This is a genomic window from Paenibacillus pseudetheri (genome assembly GCF_924513355.1).
GTDB classification, from domain to species: Bacteria; Bacillota; Bacilli; order Paenibacillales; family Paenibacillaceae; genus Paenibacillus_AQ; species Paenibacillus_AQ pseudetheri.
Genome location: NZ_CAKMAB010000014.1, coordinates 117848 through 144050, shown reverse-complemented (window position 1 = coordinate 144050; position 26203 = coordinate 117848). Strand labels below are relative to the sequence as shown.

At 40.0% G+C, this 26203-nt stretch carries 21 protein-coding genes and 1 pseudogene; 3 read left to right on the top strand and 19 right to left on the bottom strand.

Annotated elements, in window-relative coordinates; genetic code table 11:
* Positions 1–54 precede the first annotated feature (54 nt).
* The 9 genes and pseudogenes from L1028_RS15095 to L1028_RS15060 all read right to left on the bottom strand — a co-directional run bounded on the left by L1028_RS15095 (position 55) and on the right by L1028_RS15060 (position 7723).
* Positions 55–675 carry a DsbA family protein gene (locus tag L1028_RS15095; protein ID WP_234535156.1) on the bottom strand — a complete coding sequence of 207 codons (621 nt, stop codon included), beginning with the start codon at positions 673–675 and terminating at the stop codon, positions 55–57.
* Positions 676–787: 112 nt separating this feature from the next.
* Positions 788–871, bottom strand: a pseudogene (locus tag L1028_RS31695) (FMN-dependent NADH-azoreductase); the annotation flags it as partial.
* 297 nt (positions 872–1168) lie between these two features.
* Positions 1169–2809, bottom strand: coding sequence for an alkaline phosphatase (locus tag L1028_RS15090; protein ID WP_234535154.1), 1641 nt, complete (start codon positions 2807–2809; stop codon positions 1169–1171).
* 172 nt (positions 2810–2981) lie between these two features.
* Complete coding sequence (locus tag L1028_RS15085; protein WP_234535152.1) at positions 2982–3356, bottom strand: hypothetical protein; 375 nt, start codon at positions 3354–3356, stop codon at positions 2982–2984.
* Between the two features lie 45 nt (positions 3357–3401).
* The gene (locus tag L1028_RS15080; RefSeq protein WP_234535150.1) at positions 3402–3554 is read right to left on the bottom strand and encodes a hypothetical protein; all 153 of its coding nucleotides are present in this window, start codon (positions 3552–3554) and stop codon (positions 3402–3404) included.
* Positions 3555–3644: 90 nt separating this feature from the next.
* Positions 3645–3836, bottom strand: coding sequence for a hypothetical protein (locus L1028_RS31690; RefSeq protein ID WP_423803047.1), 192 nt, complete (start codon positions 3834–3836; stop codon positions 3645–3647).
* A 275-nt stretch (positions 3837–4111) separates the two neighbouring features.
* Entirely contained in the window at positions 4112–5248 is a 1137-nt protein-coding gene (locus tag L1028_RS15070) for a glycoside hydrolase family 18 protein (protein ID WP_234535188.1), read from the bottom strand.
* A gap of 4 nt (positions 5249–5252) precedes the next feature.
* Positions 5253–6353, bottom strand: coding sequence for an acyltransferase (locus tag L1028_RS15065; RefSeq protein ID WP_234535148.1), 1101 nt, complete (start codon positions 6351–6353; stop codon positions 5253–5255).
* 44 nt (positions 6354–6397) lie between these two features.
* Positions 6398–7723: a glycosyltransferase family 2 protein gene (locus L1028_RS15060; protein ID WP_234535146.1), complete on the bottom strand. Its 1326-nt coding sequence runs from the start codon at positions 7721–7723 to the stop codon at positions 6398–6400.
* 658 nt (positions 7724–8381) lie between these two features.
* Between L1028_RS15060 and L1028_RS15055 the strand changes: the two genes are divergently transcribed.
* Both L1028_RS15055 and sstT read left to right on the top strand, forming a co-directional pair.
* The gene (locus tag L1028_RS15055; protein ID WP_234535144.1) at positions 8382–9731 is read left to right on the top strand and encodes a lytic polysaccharide monooxygenase; all 1350 of its coding nucleotides are present in this window, start codon (positions 8382–8384) and stop codon (positions 9729–9731) included.
* 234 nt (positions 9732–9965) lie between these two features.
* Positions 9966–11195 (top strand): serine/threonine transporter SstT, encoded by a 1230-nt coding sequence (sstT, locus tag L1028_RS15050; RefSeq protein WP_234535142.1) that lies wholly within the window; start codon positions 9966–9968, stop codon positions 11193–11195.
* Between the two features lie 230 nt (positions 11196–11425).
* Here sstT and L1028_RS15045 read toward each other — a convergent pair whose 3' ends face one another.
* Positions 11426–14014 (bottom strand): metallophosphoesterase, encoded by a 2589-nt coding sequence (locus L1028_RS15045; protein ID WP_234535140.1) that lies wholly within the window; start codon positions 14012–14014, stop codon positions 11426–11428.
* A gap of 89 nt (positions 14015–14103) precedes the next feature.
* Positions 14104–15012 (bottom strand): chitosanase, encoded by a 909-nt coding sequence (locus L1028_RS15040; protein ID WP_234535139.1) that lies wholly within the window; start codon positions 15010–15012, stop codon positions 14104–14106.
* Positions 15013–15248: 236 nt separating this feature from the next.
* Here L1028_RS15040 and L1028_RS15035 point away from each other — a divergent pair, with 236 nt between their 5' ends.
* Positions 15249–16088, top strand: coding sequence for an AraC family transcriptional regulator (locus tag L1028_RS15035; RefSeq protein WP_234535136.1), 840 nt, complete (start codon positions 15249–15251; stop codon positions 16086–16088).
* A gap of 21 nt (positions 16089–16109) precedes the next feature.
* Here L1028_RS15035 and L1028_RS15030 read toward each other — a convergent pair whose 3' ends face one another.
* The 8 genes from L1028_RS15030 to L1028_RS14995 all read right to left on the bottom strand — a co-directional run bounded on the left by L1028_RS15030 (position 16110) and on the right by L1028_RS14995 (position 26178).
* A complete protein-coding gene (locus L1028_RS15030) occupies positions 16110–16760 on the bottom strand; it encodes a polysaccharide deacetylase family protein (protein ID WP_234535135.1) in 651 nt (216 codons plus the stop codon).
* Between the two features lie 78 nt (positions 16761–16838).
* Positions 16839–17444, bottom strand: coding sequence for a YkoP family protein (locus L1028_RS15025; RefSeq protein ID WP_423803046.1), 606 nt, complete (start codon positions 17442–17444; stop codon positions 16839–16841).
* A gap of 1395 nt (positions 17445–18839) precedes the next feature.
* Positions 18840–21266 (bottom strand): FtsX-like permease family protein, encoded by a 2427-nt coding sequence (locus tag L1028_RS15020; RefSeq protein WP_234535133.1) that lies wholly within the window; start codon positions 21264–21266, stop codon positions 18840–18842.
* 6 nt (positions 21267–21272) lie between these two features.
* Positions 21273–22031: an ABC transporter ATP-binding protein gene (locus L1028_RS15015; RefSeq protein WP_234535131.1), complete on the bottom strand. Its 759-nt coding sequence runs from the start codon at positions 22029–22031 to the stop codon at positions 21273–21275.
* A 96-nt stretch (positions 22032–22127) separates the two neighbouring features.
* Complete coding sequence (locus tag L1028_RS15010) at positions 22128–23558, bottom strand: sensor histidine kinase (RefSeq protein WP_234535129.1); 1431 nt, start codon at positions 23556–23558, stop codon at positions 22128–22130.
* Positions 23559–23579: 21 nt separating this feature from the next.
* A complete protein-coding gene (locus L1028_RS15005) occupies positions 23580–24293 on the bottom strand; it encodes a response regulator transcription factor (RefSeq protein ID WP_234535127.1) in 714 nt (237 codons plus the stop codon).
* 538 nt (positions 24294–24831) lie between these two features.
* Complete coding sequence (locus L1028_RS15000; protein WP_234535125.1) at positions 24832–25431, bottom strand: short chain dehydrogenase; 600 nt, start codon at positions 25429–25431, stop codon at positions 24832–24834.
* Between the two features lie 216 nt (positions 25432–25647).
* Positions 25648–26178: an SMI1/KNR4 family protein gene (locus L1028_RS14995; RefSeq protein WP_234535184.1), complete on the bottom strand. Its 531-nt coding sequence runs from the start codon at positions 26176–26178 to the stop codon at positions 25648–25650.
* Between the last annotated feature and the right edge of the window lie 25 nt (positions 26179–26203).

The window sequence follows — 26203 nt, the reverse complement described above, 5'->3', positions numbered from 1 at the left end:
CTTCCATAAAATTATTACATTTTGATAAATGTTTTATACCTTAAATTTAAATCCTTAATAACAATCTTTAAAACGTGCTTCAATTTTATCCGACGTCATTACTCCGCCACCAATAGTAATTAATTGGTTATCCTTGTGTAGAAGTAAAGAGGGGTAGCTATTTATACCAAGTTGTTGAACTGTGTTGAAATCATTTTGAACATCTATTATAGTTTCTTGAGATTTTAGTCGCTCTAGTACTTGTTCAGGATCCAAATGATGATCAATAGCTATCTTACGATATGTTTCAGGGTCACTCAGACTTTTTCCATTATAATAAAACGCTTTTTGCATGGCAGAAGTAAATTCTAATAAACGGTTCGGTGCTAATGAACGTAAAGCTGAAAAGCCAATTGCAGCATCCTTTGAATTCATTGTAAAAGTACCTTCTGACAACAACGCCTGATATGAAGGACCAAATTCCGCACCAGTAAGTTGATTAATTCTTTTATTACCTTCTGATATATATGAGAATTTTTTTATTGGCAGATTATCTAAAAATAATCCTCCAGATAAAACAGTTAACGGAATTTCAGGGTGATTTTTGTAAAAACCTCTAATACTTTCTGAAAATCCATAGCACCATCCACAATATGCATCCCATATATATATAAGGGTGTCTTGTTTTGTCTCCATTAAAAACGCCTACCTTTATTTTTTATTATTAAGCAGTCTCGTTGTTACTTAGAAATTCTCTGCTAACTTTTTAGCGCGTAGAATTGCATCTTCTTTAACCCTAAAAATGGAGATGCCCCCTCTCTAGTTCTTCAGCTGGACCTTCAGAGTAGAAAGCACCACGTGCTTGAATATGAAGTGCTTTTTTATCTGTAACAGGTACTGTTACTACCAGTTGTAACTATTGTAGTTACAACTGGTGTGAAAGTCAATTCTTATTAACGAAAAAATTAACTTCCTATTATTGGGCTCAATCTAAAAACCTTCAGATGTACTTCCTTGGTATGAGTGTTCAAACGCCTCCTGCGGGGAGATTTTCACGATCACTCACTTTCCTGATTCCAATTCAAGTCGAAATTTCTTTTCCCAACTCAAAAACCCCTTATAACAAAGGGGTTTTTGGGTTTAAGCGCTTTAACTTTTGGACGAAGAATCATACCATGAACTTAAATAATCAGAGAATCAAGTCCACTGCATCCTGCGAAACCCACACTTTATCTTTAATCATTACTGTCAGCACATTGAGTTTCGTTGTTTTGCCATCCAAAATGGCGATGTTTTTATCTATAGGCAGCTTGAGTACTTGGCCTGCTTTTTTCACTACCACCACCGGATTAGTCTTATCGGTCTTATCTAGGGAAATCGTAGCTCCTTTGGCCTTGAATTTATCACTGGACACGTACAGTGTATCCTGAAGCTGCGCCAGATTGAGTCCGGTCACTTCTTGAATATACTTATTCACATCCGTATTCTGGATTACGCCGCTGTTCACGAAATCGGTCGGTTTATAATTAGCCGGATGGTAGGCGAACAAACCTACTTCTTCCGATGTGTGATCATCCGTAGAGAAGGTTACGCCTATCTTATTCCCCAAGATTTTACCGATGACCGGCGAAAGGTTATCTTTCATTCCTATTCTGACTTGATCCGCTTCTTCTTTGGTTAAATCACTAAGTCCATAATTATCCGCAAGGACCTTTTTAAAATTGTTCTCATTAATACTGCCTTCAATGTAATAACTGGTATGCTTCGCTTTCTTCATTACGGAAACTAGGTCTTTGGTGGAATCATAGTTCGTCATATTGAGCCCGCCAGTAGCATGATCCGAAACGGACAAGACTGCTGTATTTCCGTCTTTTTCTGCAAAGTCAACAGCGGCTTTGAAAGCTTTATCAAACGCTAATGTCTCACTCATAATCCCCACCGGATCGTTATCATGACCATACCAGTCTATCTGACTTGCTTCGACCATCAGAATAAAACCTTTCTCGTTCTGTGACAACTTCTCTACAGCAACTTTGGTCATTTCAGCAAGGCTTGGTTGCTTTTGCGGGTTCAGGTCAAAATCAGCATCCAGTGCTTCAGAGTTGAACAGACCCCAGATTTTATTCGTTTTAGAATTCATTAAACCTGCTTTATCCGTTACATAATCATACCCATTTGATTTCAGGATTTTGGTTAAATCTTCTCCGTCCTTACGGTTAATATCTTCTTTGCCGGGTACCAAATACCCGGACCCACCCCCAAGAAGAACATCTACACCACTGTAGACCATCTGTTCTGCAATTGACTGCGCATTGTCACGCGTGTATGCATGACTTAAAAATGTAGCCGGCGTCGCATCCGTTAATTCACAAGTAAATACCGTTCCTGTACTTTTCCCTGCCATTCTCGCTGCATCCATAATCGTAAGCAGAGGTTTGTTCACGTCCTCTGGCTTAACTGCGTCCACGAACGGCATCGTGATTCGGTCGGGCAGTATGGATACCGTCTCACTCTTAACCTTATGGCCTGTGGCATAAGCCGTAGCTCCCGCAGCGGAATCTGTGGTAAGTGAATCCGTAGAATAGGTTCTCACCAGCCCGCTAAAATACTTATCCATCGTAAGCGCCTGCCCTCCCTGATACCATCTGGCCAAGTTCACATCGGATAAGCTCATCCCATCCGTAATAAACAGGATCACGTTCTTGACTGATTTGTTTGTAGGAGCATCAGTGTTATTGGCGCCACTGGCGTAGGTCGTTCCGTTACCTGCTGCAAGCAGACTGCAAACCATAACTGTACTGCAAATTCCCCCGATAACCTTTTTGCGCATTTGAATCCTCCTCTAGCAGATTTTGTTAAGTACGTTTCTAGTTTAAAGGAGGATTGTTTGCGGGACAGCACCTATTCTCTTGTCATATATTAAATTCTATGCATATTTTGTCTTGACCTGTGCTACTGATAATTGCAAAAAAAAGGGCGCCCTAGGGGCACCCCTTGCATTATTATTGTCTTATTACGAGGATATCGCGAGGCGCTCTGCCAGTGCTTTGAATTCGGGAAATTTCGGAGCTTGTAAGGTCACGGCCTACCAATATAAACGAAGATGTAACATTATTAAAGTTAAAATTATTCAAGTTCGCTACGTTTTGGCTGCCGCGGAACACACGGAACGATCCCTGAAAGTTAATTCGCGAAAATAGTACAAGCGTTACTTGAGAGCTCTCCACAACATTTCTGAGACGGAAACTCGAGAGAACGTTGTTAAACCGAAACGCTCCAAGATCACGAACCGCAACTCCTCCACGTCTGAATCGAATCCGGCGATCGGTAAAATTAGTACCCGACCAAAGCGTAAGACGTACATCACTGTTAGCCAACTAAATCAACTCCTTTTCTGAGATTGATATAGTCTATTACTAACTTCAAAGAACGGTACAAGACAAATACAGCTGTACAAATGTTTGTTTTTCAGATTTCCCTGCGGTGATATTATCTAAAATAGCAGTCGAAGTGATTCTCCAGTTATATTCGTCTAACTCCCCACCTGCATATTCATCATCAGCGCCAAGACCCAACCCAAACCCTCTTACCTATTTTGGCCGAAGGTCTGCCGTTATACTTTGAAGGTACAAATGCAGAGGTTATGCCGTTAAAAGGGACAAAAGTCACTCCAATCCGTAACGAATCATGATCTGGTATAGAGTGAAGCTATCTTTCGGAGGAGTTACCGTAGGACGAACGGACAGGATATAGCCGCCAGCCTGGTCAATGCGAGCGTGAACATCAACAGAATCCCGGTTGCGAGCAGCCATCCGGCAATCCCAGCAAACGCCTGGAATCCCATCAACAGGATACAACCGATGTCAAGGCATGCCCAAATGTCGGATGAGGCTCACCAGTTATATAATAATGCGTAGGCATTCTAGCTAAAAGTTCTGGGGTAGAACGAACACTAGTGGACTGCACCCCTAACCGCTTGAACACATTATTGTCCATATACTAATAATATGGGATGCCACTTACGCCCTTTTTGTGTTCGGCCTTCAAATCAGCTTTAGGATCAGCTAAAGAAAGAAAACACAAAAAAGAGGAATAAGCCTCTTTAGACTATTCCTCTTCTATTTTGCACTTGCTACTTGTTCAGATTATCAGATAAATACTTTACTATGCCGTCTTCAGAGTCTTGAGAATACTCCCACACCATGACACCAGCCAGTTTTTTATCTTTGATATATTTAACTTTTGCCTGCAAGGCTTCTTTATCTTCATACGTAATAAATGTATCACCATCATACAAATAGGCCGTCTTCGCTGTATCGTCAAAGTATCGTTTAAATCGATCTTGGCTCATATATTTTTCTTTTATCGTCTTGTAGCTTAAATCTACTTTGTCGATATTGATAGGTTTACCCAAGGATAATAAGGCATCCTTATTGGTATCACTTTTTACATTTTCCCATCCGTAGGAATAGGCAGGAACACCTAAAAGAAGCTTGCTCGGATCAACATTATAATCTAAATATAAATTAATAATACGATCTACGCTAGTTCTGCTCTTCTTATTCTTATCTTTAAATAAATTCGAATTATACCCTGTTGTATCTGACCAGGCTCCAGTTAAGTCATAGCTCATGACATTAATGAAATCCACATACTTTTCTACTTTTTTAACCTCAACATTTTTGAAGTACCAATCTTCATTCCCGGCAGCAAAGGTTAAATAGTAATTTTTATTTTTACGCGGCAGTCTATCCAATTTTTCACTAAGTTCCTTTATAAGACTAGTAAAGTTCTTGGTATCTTCAGGTCTGGCTTTAGTCGTATTCCAGGAATCAAAAGCTGGATATTCCCAGTCTATATCGATCCCATCTAAATCTAACTCCTTAACCATAGCGATCATATTCTCAGTAAAGTCGTACCGGTTTCCATCCAATGAAGCATCGGAGAATCCGTCCGCTTTATAGCCGCCAACCCCAAGTATGAAACTCGTTTTTTTATTATTTGCTTGTAGTTTTTTTATATTTTCTTTGATGATCTCATTTTTAGCAGGGTCCAGATCAAAATATACATTGGTTTTATCAATTTTGGCAAAGGCGAGAATAGCGATATCAATGTTTTTGTCTTTTAGATTAAGATCCTTAAAGTCTTTCCATAACGGTATGTACACGGAGGTTATTTTTTTGTCTGAATCATTGAGATTGAAATAGTAAATTCCCATGCCTATAGCCAATATAGCCAGGAAGATTTTTGTATATACACTTATTTTCATCATGTTAACTTCTTCCCCCAAATAATACATGTGTAATATATTTATTTAGATTTAAGACTTTAACCGTGATATAGCTGATTAAGAATATAATAATGACATTAAAAGTAAGATTATATATGGATTGGAGTAGAGTAGCTTGTATTTCTGCTCTTCTGGATACCAATATTTCAACTAACAAGTGAATTAAGTAGATACTAAAGCTGGCTTTGGAAACGGAGCTAATTATTTTTTTGACTTTGTAATTTAACTTTTCGCTAATGGTGGTTTCTTTTTCTTTAAAATAGATAAACGTTCCAATTGCCATAAAAAATGTCGTGAGTGAATAGTTGCCATAGAACATTTCATCTAGCACACCACTGTACAAGGAAGAAAAATAGGTCGCTAATGGCGTTACAAAAAAGGATATAATGCCTAAATTAAAGAAAAGATTTTTGGCTTTCATCGATATCGTATAGTTAAAGAGATAATATCCCAGGATAAAATATCCTAGATAACCCATGAACAAAGGGATATTGGTTATAGGAATATTGATATATTCGGAGGTCAATCTGAATACAAGATCGGAGATGAATTTATAAACCACACTTATCAAGAACCATATCAGCAGATAATATTTTAAATCCTTTTCACTACATACTTTTACAAGCTTACTAATTAATGGAACTGTTATATAGATCGCAATAATCGCGTAAAGAAACCATAAATGTATATAATTTTTATCAAAGATTAAACCGTACGAAAAATGAACGAAAAAATCATAAACGCCCATACTGCTTTTTTGAATGAAATATTGGGTGTAAACGGCATAAATGAGTGACCAGCTAACTAAGGAAATGATTAAAGGAAGTACTTTTTTAATATAAAACTGCCGATATGATTTCACTTCCACTCTAAGGATCATCGCACCACTTATCATAAAAAACACTGGCACAGCAAATCTGGATATCGAATTGAAAAAGTTGCTTATCCACCAAGAGGTTGTATTGAAATCATTTGTCCTTGTAAGCAAGTCTGCAGTGTAGTGCAGAATGATGACGGCAACGATGGACATTATTCTTAATACATCTATAAATATAATTCGTTTATCTTTCAATATATGATTCATAAATACCTCCTGATGAGTAGTTTGCTTATAGTTACAGTAGGAGACTAGCTGATACTTGAAACACCTTTTCTCTCAACGAATCCCCAGCCCTCGTCATTATCAAAGTATTTAAACGTGCCTACGATATTCATATATAGCAGCAGATTTCGATAGGTTAGTAATTCAACTTGGCTAAACAAAAACATCCGAATATAATCTTTAACTGAATAATTACTGCCATATTTTTTGCATAAATAGAGAGAAATCCCGATTTGCAGCGCATTAATAACAATAACAGACAACAAGAGAATAATAGCCTGAAATAAATTGGTACCTTGAAAGAGCGATTGTATAAGATAAAAAATGCTTGTAAAAGCTGTTAATGTACCTAGAACAAAACCATCGATAGCAAAAAAGAGACTGACGCCAACGCTAAACTTTCGTGATAATTTGGACCAATAGATTAATATGCAATCTACAAAAGCTTTTTGCCAGCGTATTCTTTGTTTATAAAAGTTACTTAAGTTTTCTGGACATTCCGTGTAACATACGGCTTCTGGCGCGTATACGAGTTTTTTATTTAAGTTATTCGCTTTAATGAACTCGTGAATTTTTAAGGTAATATCAATATCTTCCCCTACAGTACTTCTAAACCCGTTAACGTCCACCAATATACTCTTATAAAAAGCACCAAATGCGCCTGAAATAACGACAATTGAATTAAAAACGGATTGTGTTAGTTTTCTAACATAAAATCCATGGATGTAACTGATAACTTGGCTTTTTATAATACCTTTACCAGTAAATTTATCTTGGATAACTCCGTTCTCTTTTTCAGCACCCTGTACGATCTTCACAGTACCACCTAAAGCGATGATCTTATCATCTTGAAAATATTGATTTACATATTTAAGCGAGTTTATTTCCAGCATGCTATCCGCATCCAGCGTAATAACAATATCAGAATTCGCACAATCGATGCCGGCGTTGAGAGAATCTGCCTTTCCGCCGTTGAATTTATCAATTACAAATATTTTTTCATATTTCTCCGAATAATAAATTCCTTTAATAGCGCCGTATGTAAGCTTACCCTCTGCTTCTCTGTCACTTATCGATAAGTCTAAAAGCTCATTTAATTTTTGAAACGTCTGATCCTTTGAACCATCATTAATAATGATGACTTCATAGTTACTGTAATTTAAGCCCTCCATTGCATCTATGCAATTCTTAATGGTGAGCTCCTCGTTATAAGCAGGAACTAAAACGGAGATCGATTTTTCTGCACAATCGTTGTTCAATTTCTTAACTTTACTGAAAAATAAAGGGATGATTGTGTAAAGAGTTTGAAACCCAATAAAAACGAAGGTTGACAAATAAAAAACGTATTGCATCTCCTCACTCCTTTGTATCTATCTAAAGCTTATAATTCTATGAATTAAACTGCTCTCCAGGCAGTTAATCCCACACTAATTTCAATCACTTACATTGTTTGTTATTAATTCCAACTAATAATAGTAAATAAAACCAAAAATAGCAACCTTTGAAAGCGCTGTTATTGTAATTTTCTGAATAATATATAGTTTCCCACTTTATTTTTCATACATTAGTTTTCATTTTTCATCACAAAAAAAGAAGAAAACAAAATAAAGAGAGAGATAAATTAAGAAAATGATATATTTATCGTTTGATCATAATTTTAAATGAATCTTTCAAATTTCAAGTATTAAATGGGAAGATAGGAGGGAATATAGATAGGGTTCCTAGGAAATTATTTCATACTGAAAATATCTTTTTCAATTTATTCTAATTTTGGTAGACAAATACCATTTATTTGCATATAATCACTATGGTGTTATAACAATTGTTATCATTCAATGAATTTAGCCCTACGCACCTTTTTCTCTTACCTTTCATGTCGATATATGAGCTCTTTGTGAGTTTATATAAATACGTTCAACAAAGAAAGGAGTTGTAATTGAGATAAGACGTTCGGGTCTGAATGCATCATTCGTTTGCAGTGCATATTTTTTTAAAAAAAGGAGGAATAAAATGTCATTTATTCGCATTTCTCATTCACCTTGGGGAAAGTTGCTAGCTTATGGGAGTATCATGTCGATTATTTCATTGGTTGTAATGTTATTCCCGGAAAGGTCCTTTTCCCACGGCTATGTTGAAGGACCTGCTAGCCGGGCAGCCCTCTGTAAATCCGGACAAAATACAGATTGTGGCCCGATTGTTTATGAGCCCCAGAGTCTGGAGGCTCCTAAGGGGTTCCCTGCTGCCGGGCCAGCAGACGGGAAGATTGCTAGTGCTAACGGAGCTTTTCCTAAGCTTGATGAACAATCGGCTACACGCTGGTCTAAAGTCAACATATCTTCCGGGCAAAATACATTCACTTGGAAACTGACTGCCGCTCATTCAACAGCAAGCTGGAAATACTATATTACAAAACCCAACTGGAATCCTAACGCCGCTCTTACTCGGGATTCATTCGACCTGACTCCTTTCTATTCGGTGAACTATGGAGGTGTACAGCCACCCTTCTCTTACTCAGACACGTTTAACGTTCCGGAACGTAGTGGATACCACGTCATCTTGGCTGTGTGGGAAGTCGCAGATACTCCTAACGCCTTCTATAATGTCATTGATGTCAACTTTAGCGGCAGCAACCCTGTCGATACCCAGGCTCCTTCCGAGCCAGCAGCTTTGACATCAACTGCAAAAACATCCACCAGCGTTTCCTTGGCTTGGAACGCATCCACGGATAATGTCGGTGTAACAGGGTACCAAGTATTTAACGGAGCCTCCTTGGTCGCTACCGTATCCGGCACAACATTAAATTACACCGTATCTGGATTAACCGCGAATACTGCCTATACCTTTAGTGTCAAGGCAATAGACGCTGCAGGCAATGTCTCGAGCGGAAGTAATTCCGTCAGTGTTACTACCAATGCACCCGTCGGAAATGATACGCAAGCACCGACAGCCCCTGGCGGCTTGCACGTTATGGGAACCCCTACATCCTCCAGCATTCAGTTGATGTGGAACCCGTCAACGGATAATGTTGGTGTTACAGGCTACCGTATTTATAAAGGAACTACATTAGTCACCTCTCTATCCGGCTCCACAACGGATTATACGGTAACAGGACTTAGCGCCGGCACAACATATTTGTTCAGCGTGCATGCCTTCGACGCCGCAGGCAATCAATCAGTGGCCAGCACCATCAATGGCACAACCGCTACAGCGTCTACAACCCCAGCTTGGGCACCCAATACCTCTTACACAGTCGGTACGTTGGTAACCTACGATGGTTCTGTGTATGAATGTCGTCAAGCCCATACATCGATAACCGGTTGGGAGCCTGCTAATTCCCCGGCGCTATGGTTGTTGAAGTAATGTTGTAATAAAAACATCAAATAACCAAATCTTAAAAAACCACGAGATACAGTGAAACTGTACTTCGTGGTTTTTTGCTATTTCGAACATATCGTCCAATTACCTTTTCACAATTTTTGGCACTCGTACACGGCCGACAATTTTCATGATAAACTAACGTTAAATATTAACTTACCTCATTACAACTGCTGGCTGGGCTTAGTAATATTTCCATATTGAAACCGGAGGGAATACATGAAAACATTTATACTCAAATGGAACCAATTGAGCCTGGTAAAACAAATACTTATGGGGATTATAGTGGGGATTATCTTGGCTTTATCGATTCCTAATGTAACAGGGATCACCATTTTCGGTTCCTTATTTGTATTCTCATTAAAGGCGGTTGCGCCCTTATTGGTCTTGCTCCTAGTAATGACTGCCATCTCTAAACATAAAAAAGGCCATCAAACGAATATGAAATCGATTCTTGTCCTCTATGGTTTAAGTACTTTTCTGGCGGGGCTGACAGCAGTGATTGCAAGTTTTATATTTCCTGTAAGTTTGTCACTTGTAAAGGGATCCAAAGATCTGACTCCACCTGATGGGATTGTAGAAGTACTTAAGTCATTACTGTTTAATGTTGTCGACAATCCGGTAAACGCCCTGATGAATGCCAACTATATCGGTATCCTGACTTGGGCTATCCTTCTTGGCGTTGCTTTAAGAAATGCCCATGATAGTACAAAAAACTTGCTTGCTAATTTTTCAGATGCCCTATCACAAATCGTCAAATGGGTAATCAATTTGGCACCGTTAGGAATCATGGGACTTGTTTTTGATACCATTACAACAAACGGGCTTTCTTCCATGCTCGATTACGGAAAATTACTACTCGTTCTTGTTGGATGTATGCTATGTATAGCGTTTGTTGTCAATCCGTTGATCGTATACCTGAATATTCGCAAAAATCCATATCCACTTGTTTTTAGCTGCCTGAAGGAAAGTGGAATTACCGCATTCTTTACTCGAAGTTCAGCTGCAAACATTCCAATCAACATGAGATTATGTGAAAAAATGGAGCTGGATGCGGATACGTATTCGGTATCCATTCCATTAGGTGCGACGATTAATATGGCGGGCGCAGCGGTTACGATTTCTGTCTTAACTCTCGCAGCTGTTCATACGCTTGGCATTGAAGTAGATTTTGGTACGGCGCTTATTCTTAGCATTCTATCCGCTGTATCTGCTGCAGGTGCCTCAGGTGTTGCCGGCGGTTCGCTTTTACTCATTCCGTTGGCGTGCAGCATATTCGGCATTCCGAATGATATTGCGATTCAGGTCGTTGGTGTAGGTTTCATCATAGGTGTTTTGCAGGATTCTTTTGAAACAGCACTTAATTCATCCTCCGACGTACTTTTTACAGCAACAGCTGAATATGCAAAAAAACGTAAGGAAGGCAAGGAATATATTATTAAAGTCTAGAGAAAATGTTAAATAAGCAGGAGGCCTTAAGCCACTGCTTATTTGTTTCCCCTAAAATCAGATAATTAAACAAAATGGCTACTTGCAAGGTGAATAGAAATCCATTATTAGGCGTGCAATAGAATATGAGGTACCCTTATGAGACTGCCCTTGGAAGGAAAAAGACACTAGCGTGAGCTAGTGTCTTTTAACCAGGGTGCATTCGGTTAGTAATTTTGTTTTTCAAGGATTCATTGGATTCCTGCTTCTGCTGGAAGTGAATTACTTCTTGTCCCCACTGCTTTAATAACGAAATTGTAGGTTTTGGCAGAATCTATGCCGTTTAATGTATAGTTGTAGCTACTCTGACCGCTTACCGCCGGCACATACACGCTCCAATTCGTGCTGACTTTATCATTTTTCTCGTAAATCCGGTAACCTCGCACCGGCTCGGAGCTATTTGCTGGCGCTTTCCACGAAAGAACTGCACGGTTCCCGGACTGTCTTACTGCGCTTGGATTTTCAACAATGCCTGGTTTGACGTCAGTCCGTTTAATACTGTAAGCATCATAGACGGCAAGGGGTGTATCTTTAACTGCTGTGTAAGATGTAAATTTCAGCACATCGCTTGTAATGGAAACATCCACGAACATTTTCTTGTTGGGCTGATCGTTTTTTGCTGCAAAAAAAGTGTCTGCGTCTGGATTAATAGCATAGAATTTCGAAGCGGCCGAGTTGCCCATTAGATACACGGTCCCTTTGGGATTCAGTACATTTCCTTGCCCATCAGTATTGACATTCTTAATCGGAACGTTATTCAGCATTTGAAAAGATCTCATATACATATGGTCATGTCCCTCAAACACCATATCCACACCCAGCTCATCAAATACAGGAATCAGATATTTCCGGTAAAATTCTACCCGGTCGCTTTCTGCCGAAGCATTATCGCCTGAGGAATAAGCTCCCTTATGCATAGAGACGAATTTCCACTTTTTATCGGTCTTTGCCACCTGATTCCGCATCCATTCCAATTGCTTCGTGAACTGAATATCTGCTTTGTACGGATTGACCTCTCCTTCGTACTGGGAATTGATTTGCATAAACAGGGCATCGCCGTATTCGAAAGCATATACCGACCCGTCATGAGCACCCGTCCCGACATCTTTTGGAAGATTAAAATGGTTATAAAAGTTATTATTCGGATAATCCTCTATCTCATGGTTACCGATAATCGGTGCAAATGGTACATTGGCAAATTCTTTTTTCGGCACACCCAAGAACCACTGCCACAGCTGCTCCAGATCACCGTCATCCGTTAGATCCCCTGTAAGAAGAACAAACTTGGGATCTACCGTTTTCTCAATAGCTCGCTTAAAAGTATCCTGCCACAGATCGAAGTTCGATTTACTTGAGCCTTGGGTGTCGGTTACATAGAGGAAATGGAAATCCTGATTATCCGCCTTGTCCGTGGTAAAAGACCCCGGCTCGCTCCAGCCGTCCGCATCTCCGTTACCGGCCCGGTACATATACTTGGTTCCAGGATTGAGACCGCTTGCAATAACCTTGTGGCTGGCGAACTTTTTATACTTTTTGGAACTTCTGTCTCCTGATGTCATTAAGGTTTCAATAACTGTTGAGCTGCCCTCATAAGAAGTTGCCAATTGTTCCGGGAACTCGCTTCCTCCCGCATTGGAGGCCTCCACCACTTGCACTACTGTACCTCTGACGGTTTCGGCTGTATACCAGTCAAAGGCGATACTTGTCTTTGGGTCCCCATTAAAAGTCATGTTCAGCAGCGTTGGTGTTTTGTTGCCGGTATCCGGAGACTTCGTCTTAAAACTCCAGGTAATATCGTTGTCCGGTATCCGGCCGTCCGTAGTCCCCTTAACAAGCTCTTTTGGGATGGTCACCTTATAAGATTTGCCGGCAGTAAAATTAGGGTGGCTGACTTTAACCGTATCTTGACCGAGGAGTGAGGCAGAGATGTTGTTAAGAGGAACATTGTTTTCTGTGATTACAACTTGATAACCACTGTCGAGACTGATGGCTTTATTAAACTTCACTGTGATCTCTGCGTTAAGGGAAACATCTGTAGCCCCTGAAGCGGGAGTTCTGCTTACCTCAAGTGTGGGAGTGTCCCCAGGTTCGCCGCTGCTACGTGTTCCTTTAATTACTACATCTTTGATTCTACTTGAGCCTGAGCTGGACACTGTTCCGCCGCTTACGCTTTTCGTAGAGTTAACCACCCAGCGGATATAGAGTACATCTTGATTGTTTGTTCCCGCAGGCAATGCGAGGTTCGTTAATTTGCAGGAATTATTGGAACAATTAAAATTGTTCTGGGCTAGAACAAGGTTGCCGCCCGCAACATCTGTCCATTCCTGCTGATCTATACTGTATTGCACCTTAAAATCCCTAGGTCCTGTACTTGAAGAAGTTTGCTGTGAAGAGAGGAAGATACCTTCGAAGCCTTGGGTAGAAAGCGTGGCAAGCCAGTATTTAGTGCCCGTTCCTTCATGCCAGCCCTGGTTGCGTACGCTGTTCTCACTGGGCTCATAGGTGTATGCATCCGTATTTGTTCCTATATCACGAATGGATGAAGCCGTTTGATTTACCCCGCCGGTAGCCGGAAATATTCCGTTCTCGCCTTTGTCTTTAAAAATCCACTGGGCAATCGTTTCCTGAACTGCAGTTGTTTCGCTTGCAAGATCCTCCTCATTTTCCTCCCTTCCTGCTGAGACAAAACCGGTCAACTCCATAGCAAGCAACAAACCTATAACCATTAGACTGATTACCTTGGAAAATCTGTTCTTGAGATAAGATTGGTTGTTATCCATTCGACCCATCTCCCTCTTCATTAATCTCACTTATCATCGAACCGCCGTCACCGAGAAGAACGGCGGTTCTGTCTACCCTTGCATTCCTGCTACTGGAGTTCCCAGTCGGTGACTTGAAGTACAGCCGAGTCTGCGTTCTTCAGGTCTGTCTCTCCCATGTTCAGCAAATTGCTCCACTGCTTCACACGGTTCTTTCCGTTAGGCGGATCGTTATACTCATTAGTATCCACAATCTTGGTCCGTTCTTTATAGAATTTGGTCATGAAAGTCTTCTCATCCGTGCTGCTTCCTGATTTGCCCAAAAGCCCTTGAAGGGTCTCGGATCCGCCGGTAGCACCATGGTTCAGCGCAGCATCCACGAAGGAACCAATAGTTAATGCCGAGTTAAAGCCGCGTTTGCGGGCCTGCTCCACACTGTATTTAATATAGACATTGTAGAACGTTTTCCACATTGCCTCTCTCCACTCGGGATCATCTTGCAAATTGCCGATTTTTCTGCAGAAGCTCTCTTCGCTTTCATTGATTTCGAGGATGTTTCCTTTCATCGAACCCTTGACACCGATCCGGGCCAATGCGCCTTTAACCGAAGGATTACTCGCGCCTTTGGCAGCGTCATATGCTTTGAACAGTTCCGGACCGTCGGGTCCGGTATCATTTGAGCCGCCTGTAGTCGCACCGAATATTCCAATCGTATATCCGCGGTTATCATCAATATCTTCACAATATCCATAAAAATTGATCCAATTCAGATCGTCCTGCTCCGGTTTGTTGACAAGCATCATAATATTGTTCCACTGCTCACCATCCAGACCTGTGTTATCACGTAAGAATTGAAGTGTTGCAGGTGAGAAATTAGAATCAGGGTTCCCTGCCGCATAACTTTTCTGTTGAGACCCATTGGACAGATAGCCATAAGAAAAAATCATTGAAAAACTGAGCAGGATCAACAATGAAAATTTCATCTTCTTGGAAACCTTACTATTCGTTGAATTAAGCACCGGCAATCTCTCCCTTAGTTGAATAGTTTAAGCGCTTTAACTTTGGGCAGTAATGAACCTTATCCCCAACCTATCTGAGCATGACAGCCCTCCTTTTCCCAACACTTGGTAATTGAATTCAAGCTTATCTCATAACGTTTGACTTAACAGCACGTATTTTCTTGTAATTATTTATTTTTATACATATATTGCTACAACCCATAGATTAAGTCTACAATCCTCTTAGGAGGTGCTGAATGAAACCGGTATTTTATGAATCTGCTCTTTTTGACATCAGCCGCAAGAAACAGGTATACACCAGCATGCCTTCAAGACACTATCATGATGCCTATGAGATTCTGTATTTAATATCCGGGGATTTTTATTATTTTATAGGGGACAGAACCTACCAGGTAGCGGGCGGTACGTTGCTATTTATGGATATTCACGAAATGCACAAACTGGTTAATTCCGGCTGCAATATGTATGAACGGGTTACACTGCTGTTTAAAAAAGAATTCCTGCAGCATTTCTGTACCAGCGGTCAAAGTGAGGAACTGTTCGAATTGTTCAAAAGTGATCACCGCGCTTTGAAGATGACAGGGATAGATCAGTATTTCATCGAACAGCTTTTTCAGAAGATGATCCAGGAGGGGAAGAAGCAAGCCCGCGGATACGAACAGTACCAACAACTATTATTGGTGGAACTGCTCCTCTATCTTAATCGTAAATTATTTGACAGCCGTATAGATCCAATGGTGGAGTCCAATCGTACACACAAGAAAGTACTGGACATCGTTAATTATTTAAATCAACATTATATGGAACCACTTAAGCTCTGTGAGATTTCACGGAAATTCGACATAAGCTCTTCCTACCTATGCCGAACTTTTAAAGAAGCCACCGGGTTCAGCTTCATTGAATATATCAATAACATCCGCATTAAAGAAGCGCGTGATTTGCTGGTTGGCTCTTCTTTTAATGTTACTGAAATTGCGGGAATGGTTGGGTTTGATAACACCTCCCATTTTGGGCGAACCTTCAAATTAATGATGGGCATCTCGCCGCTCTGCTTCCGCAAACAATTTAAGTCTTAATACCAAAATCACTGGAATACGTCAAGACATTTCGTCCAAGCGAACAAATTGCAGGTTTCTTGCCTGCAGTTGGTTTAACACTTCTTCTAAAGCTTGCAGCATAAAATAAGGAGCATGCCGGTCCGCGCCCACAGTCTCACCGCTGTCGTGAAGTAAGACAACGGAGCCATCGGTGATTCCACCTAACAGAACAGCCTGCATCCGGGTCTGACAAATCCGGGTGTTCCAGTCGCCTGCCTTCAGCGACCATAGAACAATTCGATACTGCTTGTGCCGAAAGAAATCAAATAGATTGATTAATCCCCAGGGTGGACGGTAATGATTGGGTCTGGTTCCGACAATAGACTCTATAATATCAGCGGAGCGATCCAAATGTTCTCGCCTAACAGTACCGGGCAGCATCAGCCAGTTAGATGTATGACAATAATTATGGATGCCAATCTGATGGCCTTCCCGATCCATTCTTCTGATCAGGTCTGGATACTGCTCCGCTCGTGATCCAAGCACGAAAAAAGTAGCCTTCACTTGATGCAATTTCAATAAATCCAGCAATTTGGGCGTATATTTCGGATGTGGCCCATCATCAAAAGTGAATGCCACCTGCTTTTTTACCGTTCCTTTGCGAAAGACACCAAAGCCGCTCACTCGCGTAATCAAACTCGGAATAAACATGTAAAGAGTGGCGGTACATAGTATTCCTCCTATAAGATATGTAAGAATAATTACACCTCCATATAACAAGCTTAAGCCTTATCCAGAATAGTTCTGTCCGGGTGAGAACCGATTCTTCAGTGAGGCCCGTGAATGAATCAGTAGCATCGGGACCAGTTGTTCGGTTCGCCGACTAATTCTTTGTCTCCCTTCCGGATGCATGGCAGACAGCAGCAATCGAAGATAAATGGTGGTGATGCGTTCAAAAACACCGGACTTTATATTTTGTTGTTCAAAACCAAGACCGTGTGTTAATCCCCGATGGAGCAGTGTAATCCCCAATAAAGCCTTGACCTGCCTGAACTCGGACTGCGATTCGAAGGCTTCATTGATCTGCTGCATTGATTTACGCAGCATGCGAGCCGTTTGGAGTGCGGCACGATCCGATCCTTCTGACCGGATCAACTTCAGGATTCTTTCATTGTCGAGGTGGAGTTCTCCCACCCACTCTCCCTGTTTGATGACCGTGGCGTCTTGGCATACAATAGGCTGTCCCCGGTGCCTTTTTAGCATCACGGTACATATACCAAAGTGCGACTTATGTGATCCGCGAAAATGTGAAAGCAACGCAAAAGCTTTTTCCCACATCATCCAGACGGACTGCACAGTGGTTTTACGTATTTTGAAACCCAACTCATCCACCATCCTTAATACGGTTATAGTCTCTCATTTCATACATTGTACATAACGGAACTTTCTTTTTTCTTATCCGATTCTTACAAAAATCTTAAGACTGTTAGACTGCAACAAGGAACATAATGAACCACATTTAAATCTTTCTTGACGCCTACTTTTATTTGACGCTATTCACCGGAATTTCTCTGCGCGTATATAAAATTTTTGTGCAACTATTTTCATTAGAATCTATCAATAGATGAAGCAACTATTCCATGACTATTCTATTGGGTACTTTTTGAGTTGTCGTGGGGCATTTAAACATTATTTTATAACTTAGACCTGAAATCCCTAGTCACTACCCAAACGATGAAAACCGTTAATGCCACACCGGCGAAAAAAATGTACCCATTAAAAAACAGGTTATTTGTATATTGGTTAATCCAACCGAAACGATACACTACCGAGTCTTTATTGTTCGTAAATCCATTGAGATTTTTAAACAACGAACGAATTTTAGATGATTCTCCCATGATCATTATTCCTAAAATAAGTATGGAGGTTACGGGGAGTGTAATATTAACGAGTTTGCTTCTGCTCTTACTATTGAAATCCCTAATTAAAACACCTACATAGAATAATAAAATGATGAACAAGAATAATCCTACGGCCAATGCGATAAGACCTGGATTTCCATTCCCTGAAATACTCCCGCCAGAACTATATTTAAAAGTCATCCTGTCTACAGCTAAAATGCTAATTACATTCAATATCAAAACAATTAGTAATTTTCGCAACATAACAGCTACTCAACTCCCCAAAGATCAAAACATTATACACATGGTATTATTATACAATAATAAAGAAGTACCGTTGATGTAATTGTTGAGCATAGTTTCTTGGTGACACCGCTCATTACCGGGAATAATCCACGCTTGCTAACGCAACAAGTTAATACGACCCCGAAGAATTAAAGCTTGCTTTACCCTTAAGATAGCAGTCGAAGAACTTCAGTACGATACTATTCATCATTTTGATGACGTAGTTTTTGCCAAAATACGTGCACATGCTATCTTTTGTTCTTATATGCTCAACGCATTGCTTTGGGTCGCCCGCACAGGCATAACTGGGTGATATGCCGGAGTATTTCGCCAGTAATGCACCAAATTTACCTCAAGATAATTCGACATACCTCCATTTTATTCCATCCTTTAAACCTTTAAATAAGGGGATCACCGTTGATCCAACTTCTTCTCGTTAGTGTGTGAACTCCGCTAGCCTATACACTTATCAAGCGATATTTGACTAAATCCATATTCAATAAAAAAGCCAGCGTCTGAAGACGCTGGCCAGTAACTAGCAAGGGAAGTGACTATATCCATCAGGAACTTCATATCTCAGATGGAGTACTATAGAAAATAACGTTTACTCAATCACAAGAATTTGTGGGGAAGCTTTCGCGACCACTCTTGAAGAAGCCCAAGAACCAAATCCTGCTGAAATCATAGTCACACAGGCAAAGGCAATGATCCCCCCCCAATTCAGTACTAATGGTGCTTCAGCAATCCCATAATTAGAGAGAATACTTCCTAGTATCAAAGGCAGGAAATACACTCCTACAAAGATACCTAATACGGCTCCAATAGCAGAAATTGCTACGGTTCCAAGCGATACAGACAATCTAATCTTAGTTGAAGTCAGTCCTATAGATTTATATATGCCGTAGGTTTTGCTCTCTTTTCTAATGTTAATACGACTAATACTATAAACGATGATGATTGTAACCCCAGTGAATAACAATCCCATGATACTCATGGGTAGAATTAAAGATGCAGCAGCTTGTTTATATGTGTTATCTAATAACGTTTGTTGCTTAATTGCTGATAACGAGCCCTTATACTTCTCATTTAATTCATTTACCACATAATCAGAATCCCGGTTATCTCTGAGATTAAGAAATGCTGCGAGATCCAGATTATTGTAATCGGGATGATTCACTTTGATCACTGCCGTTGTAATTCTTGCCGAATAAGACATATTAGCTATAGACTGATAGATTCCGGTAACTGTAAGGGTATGCTTGTATCCTTCGATATAGGTCTCTACAACATCTCCTACATCTATGTTCAGTTGTTGAGATACCTTGATTCCAATCGCAATTTCATCTTTGTTTCGAGGGTTCTCTCCTCTTAATGTGGTAAACCCTGCTTCATCATAACTCCCATCCATAATATCTATCTGAAAGTACATAGGCTGGACACTTGAATGTTCAGAGTTCACATTTCTTTCTGGGGAAACAACACCATTTAAAGCACCAATCCACCCAATATTATCAATTCTTTGATCAGTTAATATTGTTTTATCAAACTCCTCACGGGAGAAGGCTGATTTATTAGTAATAGTCAATATAATGTCAGAATCATCATATCCCCATAATGGTGACGTCTGCTTAATAGAACTGATACTATTTAGTAGAACAAACCCAAGCACAAGTACTGCTGACATAATGGTGGCTAGAAGCATCATTAGAAGGGAAGCTTTCCTATTCTTCAATATATTTCTTAGTCCAATAACCACAAGGATCGGTGCTCTTCCAAAAGAAATTATATTATTTCCTCTTGCATTGAATCGTTTCGTCATTGTGATAGTGTTACTTTCAGACATGCCATAGCGAATCGCCTGCATAGGTTGTACAAGCCGCGCTTTATTGGAATACACTAGTACACACAATACGACGAGTATAAACACAAAGATTCCAACAGCAAAGGTTATAAGATTCCCTTCCAGACTGGCCATCATGACTCCCGTCTTCAGGGACGAAAGTGCACTTTCTACGATTACGCTCGATATCCATTGACTAGCTATTAATCCTGGGATAATCGCGACCATAGCAATCAATCCATATTGCGTAACATAGGTTCCAATCATTCTCCTTGAGGATAATCCTAAAGCTTTGATTACACCAATCGTTTTATAATTAGATAAGATATCATCTGAAATCGTAAATCCAATCGTGAATAAAGCGACAAGCATCATCACGATTCCTAGAAAAATCATGATAAATCCAATTACTTTATTCATAATCAGATAAAAAGCAGACATGGACTCAAAACTCATTTTTGAATCAAGAAAAGGTGTACCCATGTCTTTCTCAAACTGTTCCCAATAACTTGTGCTCTGACTATAATCATCAAATCTAAGTCCCATCATGTACTGATCTTTACCCTGCATGGCATCAAATTGTTCACTATAATCCTGATGATTCATCCATATACGGACCGTTGTAGGAAAGGGTGATCCGTAGGGCATATCCACAACGACGGCTGATACTTCTAATTCAAAATTCTTCTCGCCTGTTGTAAACTCAAGTGTATCTCCTACTGAAATATCATATAAATAGGCTATGGCGGTGGACAACCATATTGTACCTTTCTCTGGCTTTAAGCTCTCATTTCCTTGTGCAAATATAAGCTCATCCACTGCATAAGGACGTGCAGGCGTATCCATCATATATAAATATAGACTTGAAAGCCCTACAGGGGACTCTTTACCCTTATTGGTGAATCCTGATAAAGCTCTAAACGGGATCAATTCAGATGTTGTAACTCCTTCTTGTCCCTTCCACCATTGATATACCTTCTGCGGATCATGTAGCTCATCCCCTAACGTTAATATCTCATGCGAGCCATGTGTTTTATTGTGCATCTCGGTAAATAAATTATTTGTATTCAATATAACCGTAACCGATGTAGCAAGGAGTAATGTCGATAAGAGGATGAGTAAGCCAATCAGTCCATTGTGTACTTTCTTTTTTCTTAAATTAGCTAAACAAAGAGAGTAAACTGCATACATAAGCGCTCACCCCTTTCCTGAGACGCAAGAGAAAATGATCGCTTCTCTGTCTTGGAGTTGGGTATTGTCAAACTTATCAAACTCCAGCACATCCGCGATTTTTCCATCTTTTATCAAGATAAGACGGTCAGCTCTGCAAGCCGCTTTAATATCATGGGTTACCATGACCACGGACTGCCCTTTACGATTCATATCCGTTAGAATATCCAGGACCGCCACACCATGATCATAATTTAAACTTCCAGTCGGCTCATCCGCAAATATAACATCTGGAGTATTGATCAACGCTCTGGCAATCGCCGCTCTTTGTTGCTGACCACCTGAGGTCTGGGAGGGTAGGCGATGCTGCTGACCCTCGATTTCCATGGCTTTCATAAGTGAGAACGCTATGCTCTTCACCTTCTTCTTGGAGTGTCCGGCAATGTACCCAGGCAATGCGATATTCTCATATAAGGTAAGGTCAGGCACCAGATTAATACTTTGATAAATATATCCGATTCTAGTTGCCCTAAAATCTGCTAGTTGCTTCTCCTTATAGCTATCGATACGTTGTTCTTTAAAATAAACCTCGCCTACCGTAACGGAATCAAGCCCACTAAGAAGATACAGTAGTGTAGACTTACCTGAGCCTGAATTCCCCATGATAACCGTGAAGTCCCCTTCATAAACTTCTAAATCTAAATTTTTGATCGCATGAAATTGTTCGCTGCCCGTGGAATAGGTTTTGCAAAGATTCGTAGCTTGAATGATCACTTTCTTTACCAATTGTAAGCCCTCCTGAAATTATGTCATATTCTCATTGTAAAGGGCACTTATGTATAGACTCTTATCTAAATATTAATAAAATATTACAGCCACAACCTAACCTAACGGAATCAAACAATGAAATACCGTTCCTTGACCCTGTACACTTTTGAAAGAAATGGACCCATGGTGCGCTTCAATAATATGTTTACAAATCGAGAGTCCTAATCCAGACCCCTCATTTTTAGGATTAGAGTTCAACTTCCCTTTAAAATACCGATCAAAAACAAAAGGCATATCTTGTGGAATAATTCCCTTCCCTGTATCTGCTATCGTTATTTTTAATTGTCCCAGCGTAAGCTCTATATTCACACGAATAGAATCACCCGCAGATGTATGTTTCAACGCGTTGGCAATGAGATTAGAAATGACCTGTTCCAACCGATTGGCATCCACTTGAATCAACACATTAGGAATGTCCGGCGGCTCTATGAAAGTAACTCCTGTTGTACGAACATAATGCCCGATTGGTTGTAGAATCCTAAGCAACATGTCCCTACTGTACTGCTCGGTAAGCGTCACTGAGATCTGACCTAATTCTTTTAATGCATGCTGCAGCAGATCCTCTGTCAATCTCGTCATTGTATCCGTATTGTTATGCATGACCTCAACATATTCCATAATCGCTGACATATCTGTGCACACCCCCTCACGTATGGCTTCAATGTAAGCCTTTAACGTTGTCAGAGGGGTTTTTATTTCGTGAGAAATATTGGAGATGAGTTCCTTCTGTGCTTTATCTTGTTCATCTCTCCGAAGGTTAAGATACATAATTTCCATTCTCATTTGATCAAACGTCGCATAGACCTCGCCGATCTCATCCATGATTTTGTATGTGGATTTTTGCTCATAGTTCCCTTTCAGAATAGCTTCTGAGTATTCCTTTAAGTGATGAATGGGCTGGATGATATCTCTTTTGAATTTGTTCCTAAGAAGAACCATCAGCAAGCATAAGATGAGTAGCAACGAAGTGATCATTATAAATAGCAACAGGGGTATAGTGTGAGATTTCTCAACAAAGACCGTACTTGCAGGCATTGCAAATATCGCATTTCCAACTTGAACTTGGGTTACCTCATCCATCACTGGAAAAGCAATGCTATAGGTATTCTTCTCTACTCTTGCATGGTATAAATCATAATGCAGTGAAGTTTTTAGATCTATTTGTTGAATGGTGTTGTTCGGTGAAGAATTGAACATAACACGGCCATCCAGTTGCACATATATTAAGCTTACTTGGTGATCTTGAGACATGGCTTGGAGGGTGTCTTTTAACATAGGATCATCATAAAGCTTCTGATTATATTGCTCTAGATACAGCATCATCTCGCTCACTTGGAGCCGTACCTGATTAATTACATACCGAGAATCAGCCTCGCGCTCACTTCTGTAGCTGTCCCAGAGCAGACCTGCCCCACATCCGAAGATGATGAGAAGAAAAACAAGAACGACTTTAAACCATTTTCTAATCCAATCACTTAAATACATATGGTTCTCCAATCTTACTTATCATTCATCGAAGCTGAATTTATAACCAATCCCCCAGACTGTTTTAATATACAAGGGGTTTGATGGATCATCCTCCAGTTTCTCTCGTATTCTTCGAATATACACGGTTATCGTACTTTCATCTCCATATGCAGTGTAGCCCCATACAGCATCTAATAGCTGGCTTTTTGAGAATACTTGGTTTCTATGCTTAGATAAAAAGAATAACAGCTCAAGTTCTTTTGCGGACAGCGAAACTTCCTTGTTTTCCTTCGTTACTTTATAACCCTTTTTATCAATGGTGATATTTCCAATGTGTAGAATATCTTCATTGTCCGGTAGGTTCGTCGGTATACTTATCATGCTCTCAACTCTACGTAAATTAGATTTGATTCTTGCCAATAACTCGGTTAATGAGAAGGGCTTCGTCATATAATCATCTGCACCAAATCCAAGTCCGAGAACCTTATCCGTGTCGCTACCTCTTGCGCTTAAAATAAGTATAGGAGTATTGTTTCTTTCACGAATTTGGCGACAGAGTTCAATACCGTCAATGTCAGGCAACATAATATCCAGAATAATGAACTCTGGATTCAATAATTCTATTAAATGTAATGCATCTCTACCATTGTTAGCAATGATAGCCTCATATCCGTTCTTGTTTATATAATCTCTGATTATTCGAGCAATATCTTGTTCATCTTCAATAATAAGAATTTTCTTGTGTCGATTCATTAGTTATTCTCCTGAGCTCAAGTTAATTGAGTATTTGACCCTTTGTATATTCTCCATAAAAGCCTATTTTCCTTTGGAAATGCTCAATATCGGATTTAGATCCTATAAAGCAGCCGTTGAATGTAACCATTCGCAACCAATTCCCTCGACTGGCGTAATAAAGAAAAAAGTTGAACAGATGGCGATTATTTCAAAGGAAACAGCCTATCAAACAAGATTCAATACTTGTGTGATAGGCTGAACTATTTCTGATACTTTCGGTGTTTCAGGGAATATCGCGTTTTTGTCACGAATGCTTATACCGCTTAATTTCCTTGTCCGATATAGTTATCTCTCCTAGAAACTGACTACTGGGGCTATTCGTTCATGCAAAAAGATAATTTTTTTTAAGAACAAAATTAGGCGCTGCTCGTTATTTCAAGAAACAAAAGAGGAGCTGCCGCGTAGCAAGCTCCTCCACTATTGTTATCCGTTAGTCCAACTGTGCAACGAAGTAAAATGGCTAAACACCAAAAGGATAAAAATGTTGCTGAACCTCTCAATAAACCGTATAAGTTTGCCCTGTTTGAGCACCTTCGACGCTTTTTCGGAAAGCTTGTGCTACCCTGCTGGCAGGCACAGGCTCAAAGCCAGGAAAATATGGACCATACTTTTTCATTGATTCCACTAATACATTAGGGCTCACATTGTTTATACGTATCCCACGAGGCATCTCAATTGCCGCCGACTGAACGAAACCTCTAATAGCTCCACCAGCCATCGCGGATGATACCCCACCCACTATTGGATCATCCATTATAATCCCTGTTGTCAAAGTAAAGCTACCTTGATCATTTACATGATTAAGTCCAAGTAAGACAAGATTTATTTGTCCTTTTAATTTGCTTTGTATAGCAATCTCATTGTTTTCTGGAGTCAGTTCAAGAAGAGAGCCAAAGTAGGCACTCCCTGTTGTACTAATAACTGCATCCACATTGCCTACTGCCTGATACATTGTTGTAATGCTTTCAGAGGATGTAATGTCAACAGAAATATCCGCTCGATTTCGTCCTGCCGTAATAATTTCATGCCGCGATGCCAATTCACTACGAACAGCACTTCCAATTGTACCCGTTGCGCCTATTATAAGAATTCTCATTTTAAAACCCTCCCTATACAGCATGTATAGATTTTTGTGACTGCTATTATATCAAGAAGTTTGCTTCCTCGCTATAGTAGGTGCCTGATGTTCCCAATCCCTATAATCGTCCAAGGGCTTTGCCTTTCCCAAGTTACAATCTGTTCCTATATAAACGACTCCGATGTAATCTCTATCCTTACTATTTGCACCGGACTGAGGCTTAGGAGATATGGTTCAACATTTATCCATTTCATCATCCATTGACGTTCTACCCTTACAGAGTTCCAAAAAAGAATCAGCTACTTTTACACTGCCTTCGTAGTCTAAATATCCTGAATGAGCTACAAGGATTGGATATTCGTTGTTTTTCATATCTTCTCTCATATCAAAAATATAATGATTCCCACAACCATCCATACCAAAGGAAACAGCAAACTTCATGTACTCAGGAAATTCATATGCTAGATTATACTCTCTAAACTCTTTTATACTAAAAAATTGAAAATATCGATCTCCGGTTTGAAATTCTCCACCATTTGAGTATTGTATGAATTCAATATAGCTACAAGGAAGCTGCCTCTGCGGAAAAGCCCAGAGAGATGGATCGAATGTTATGTATTGATTATATTGTACCTGTCTGCTCTTCATTTCCTGAATCTCTAGCTCAGACAATTGGACATTCCACGTCTTTAGAAAATCCGTTACTTCATCATGGCCTGCTCCTTGATTTTTTTCGAACACATTTTCAAAGACATTAACCCACATTATATAGTCTCCCATGAATATCTGT

What these genes read in the sequence shown, in the direction of transcription:
- L1028_RS15070 (WP_234535188.1), bottom strand. Translation starts at nt 5,248, where the DNA reads ATGAAAATAAGTGTATATACAAAAATCTTCCTGGCTATATTGGCTATA.
- L1028_RS15055 (WP_234535144.1), top strand. Translation starts at nt 8,382, where the DNA reads ATGTCATTTATTCGCATTTCTCATTCACCTTGGGGAAAGTTGCTAGCT.
- sstT (WP_234535142.1), top strand. Translation starts at nt 9,966, where the DNA reads ATGAAAACATTTATACTCAAATGGAACCAATTGAGCCTGGTAAAACAA.
- L1028_RS15095 (WP_234535156.1), bottom strand. Translation starts at nt 675, where the DNA reads ATGGAGACAAAACAAGACACCCTTATATATATATGGGATGCATATTGT.
- L1028_RS14995 (WP_234535184.1), bottom strand. Translation starts at nt 26,178, where the DNA reads ATGTGGGTTAATGTCTTTGAAAATGTGTTCGAAAAAAATCAAGGAGCA.
- L1028_RS15065 (WP_234535148.1), bottom strand. Translation starts at nt 6,353, where the DNA reads ATGAATCATATATTGAAAGATAAACGAATTATATTTATAGATGTATTA.
- L1028_RS15090 (WP_234535154.1), bottom strand. Translation starts at nt 2,809, where the DNA reads ATGCGCAAAAAGGTTATCGGGGGAATTTGCAGTACAGTTATGGTTTGC.
- L1028_RS15020 (WP_234535133.1), bottom strand. Translation starts at nt 21,266, where the DNA reads ATGTATGCAGTTTACTCTCTTTGTTTAGCTAATTTAAGAAAAAAGAAA.
- L1028_RS15010 (WP_234535129.1), bottom strand. Translation starts at nt 23,558, where the DNA reads ATGTATTTAAGTGATTGGATTAGAAAATGGTTTAAAGTCGTTCTTGTT.
- L1028_RS15030 (WP_234535135.1), bottom strand. Translation starts at nt 16,760, where the DNA reads ATGTTTATTCCGAGTTTGATTACGCGAGTGAGCGGCTTTGGTGTCTTT.
- L1028_RS15045 (WP_234535140.1), bottom strand. Translation starts at nt 14,014, where the DNA reads ATGGATAACAACCAATCTTATCTCAAGAACAGATTTTCCAAGGTAATC.
- L1028_RS15005 (WP_234535127.1), bottom strand. Translation starts at nt 24,293, where the DNA reads ATGAATCGACACAAGAAAATTCTTATTATTGAAGATGAACAAGATATT.
- L1028_RS15000 (WP_234535125.1), bottom strand. Translation starts at nt 25,431, where the DNA reads ATGAGAATTCTTATAATAGGCGCAACGGGTACAATTGGAAGTGCTGTT.
- L1028_RS15060 (WP_234535146.1), bottom strand. Translation starts at nt 7,723, where the DNA reads ATGCAATACGTTTTTTATTTGTCAACCTTCGTTTTTATTGGGTTTCAA.
- L1028_RS15035 (WP_234535136.1), top strand. Translation starts at nt 15,249, where the DNA reads ATGAAACCGGTATTTTATGAATCTGCTCTTTTTGACATCAGCCGCAAG.
- L1028_RS15025 (WP_423803046.1), bottom strand. Translation starts at nt 17,444, where the DNA reads ATGGTGGATGAGTTGGGTTTCAAAATACGTAAAACCACTGTGCAGTCC.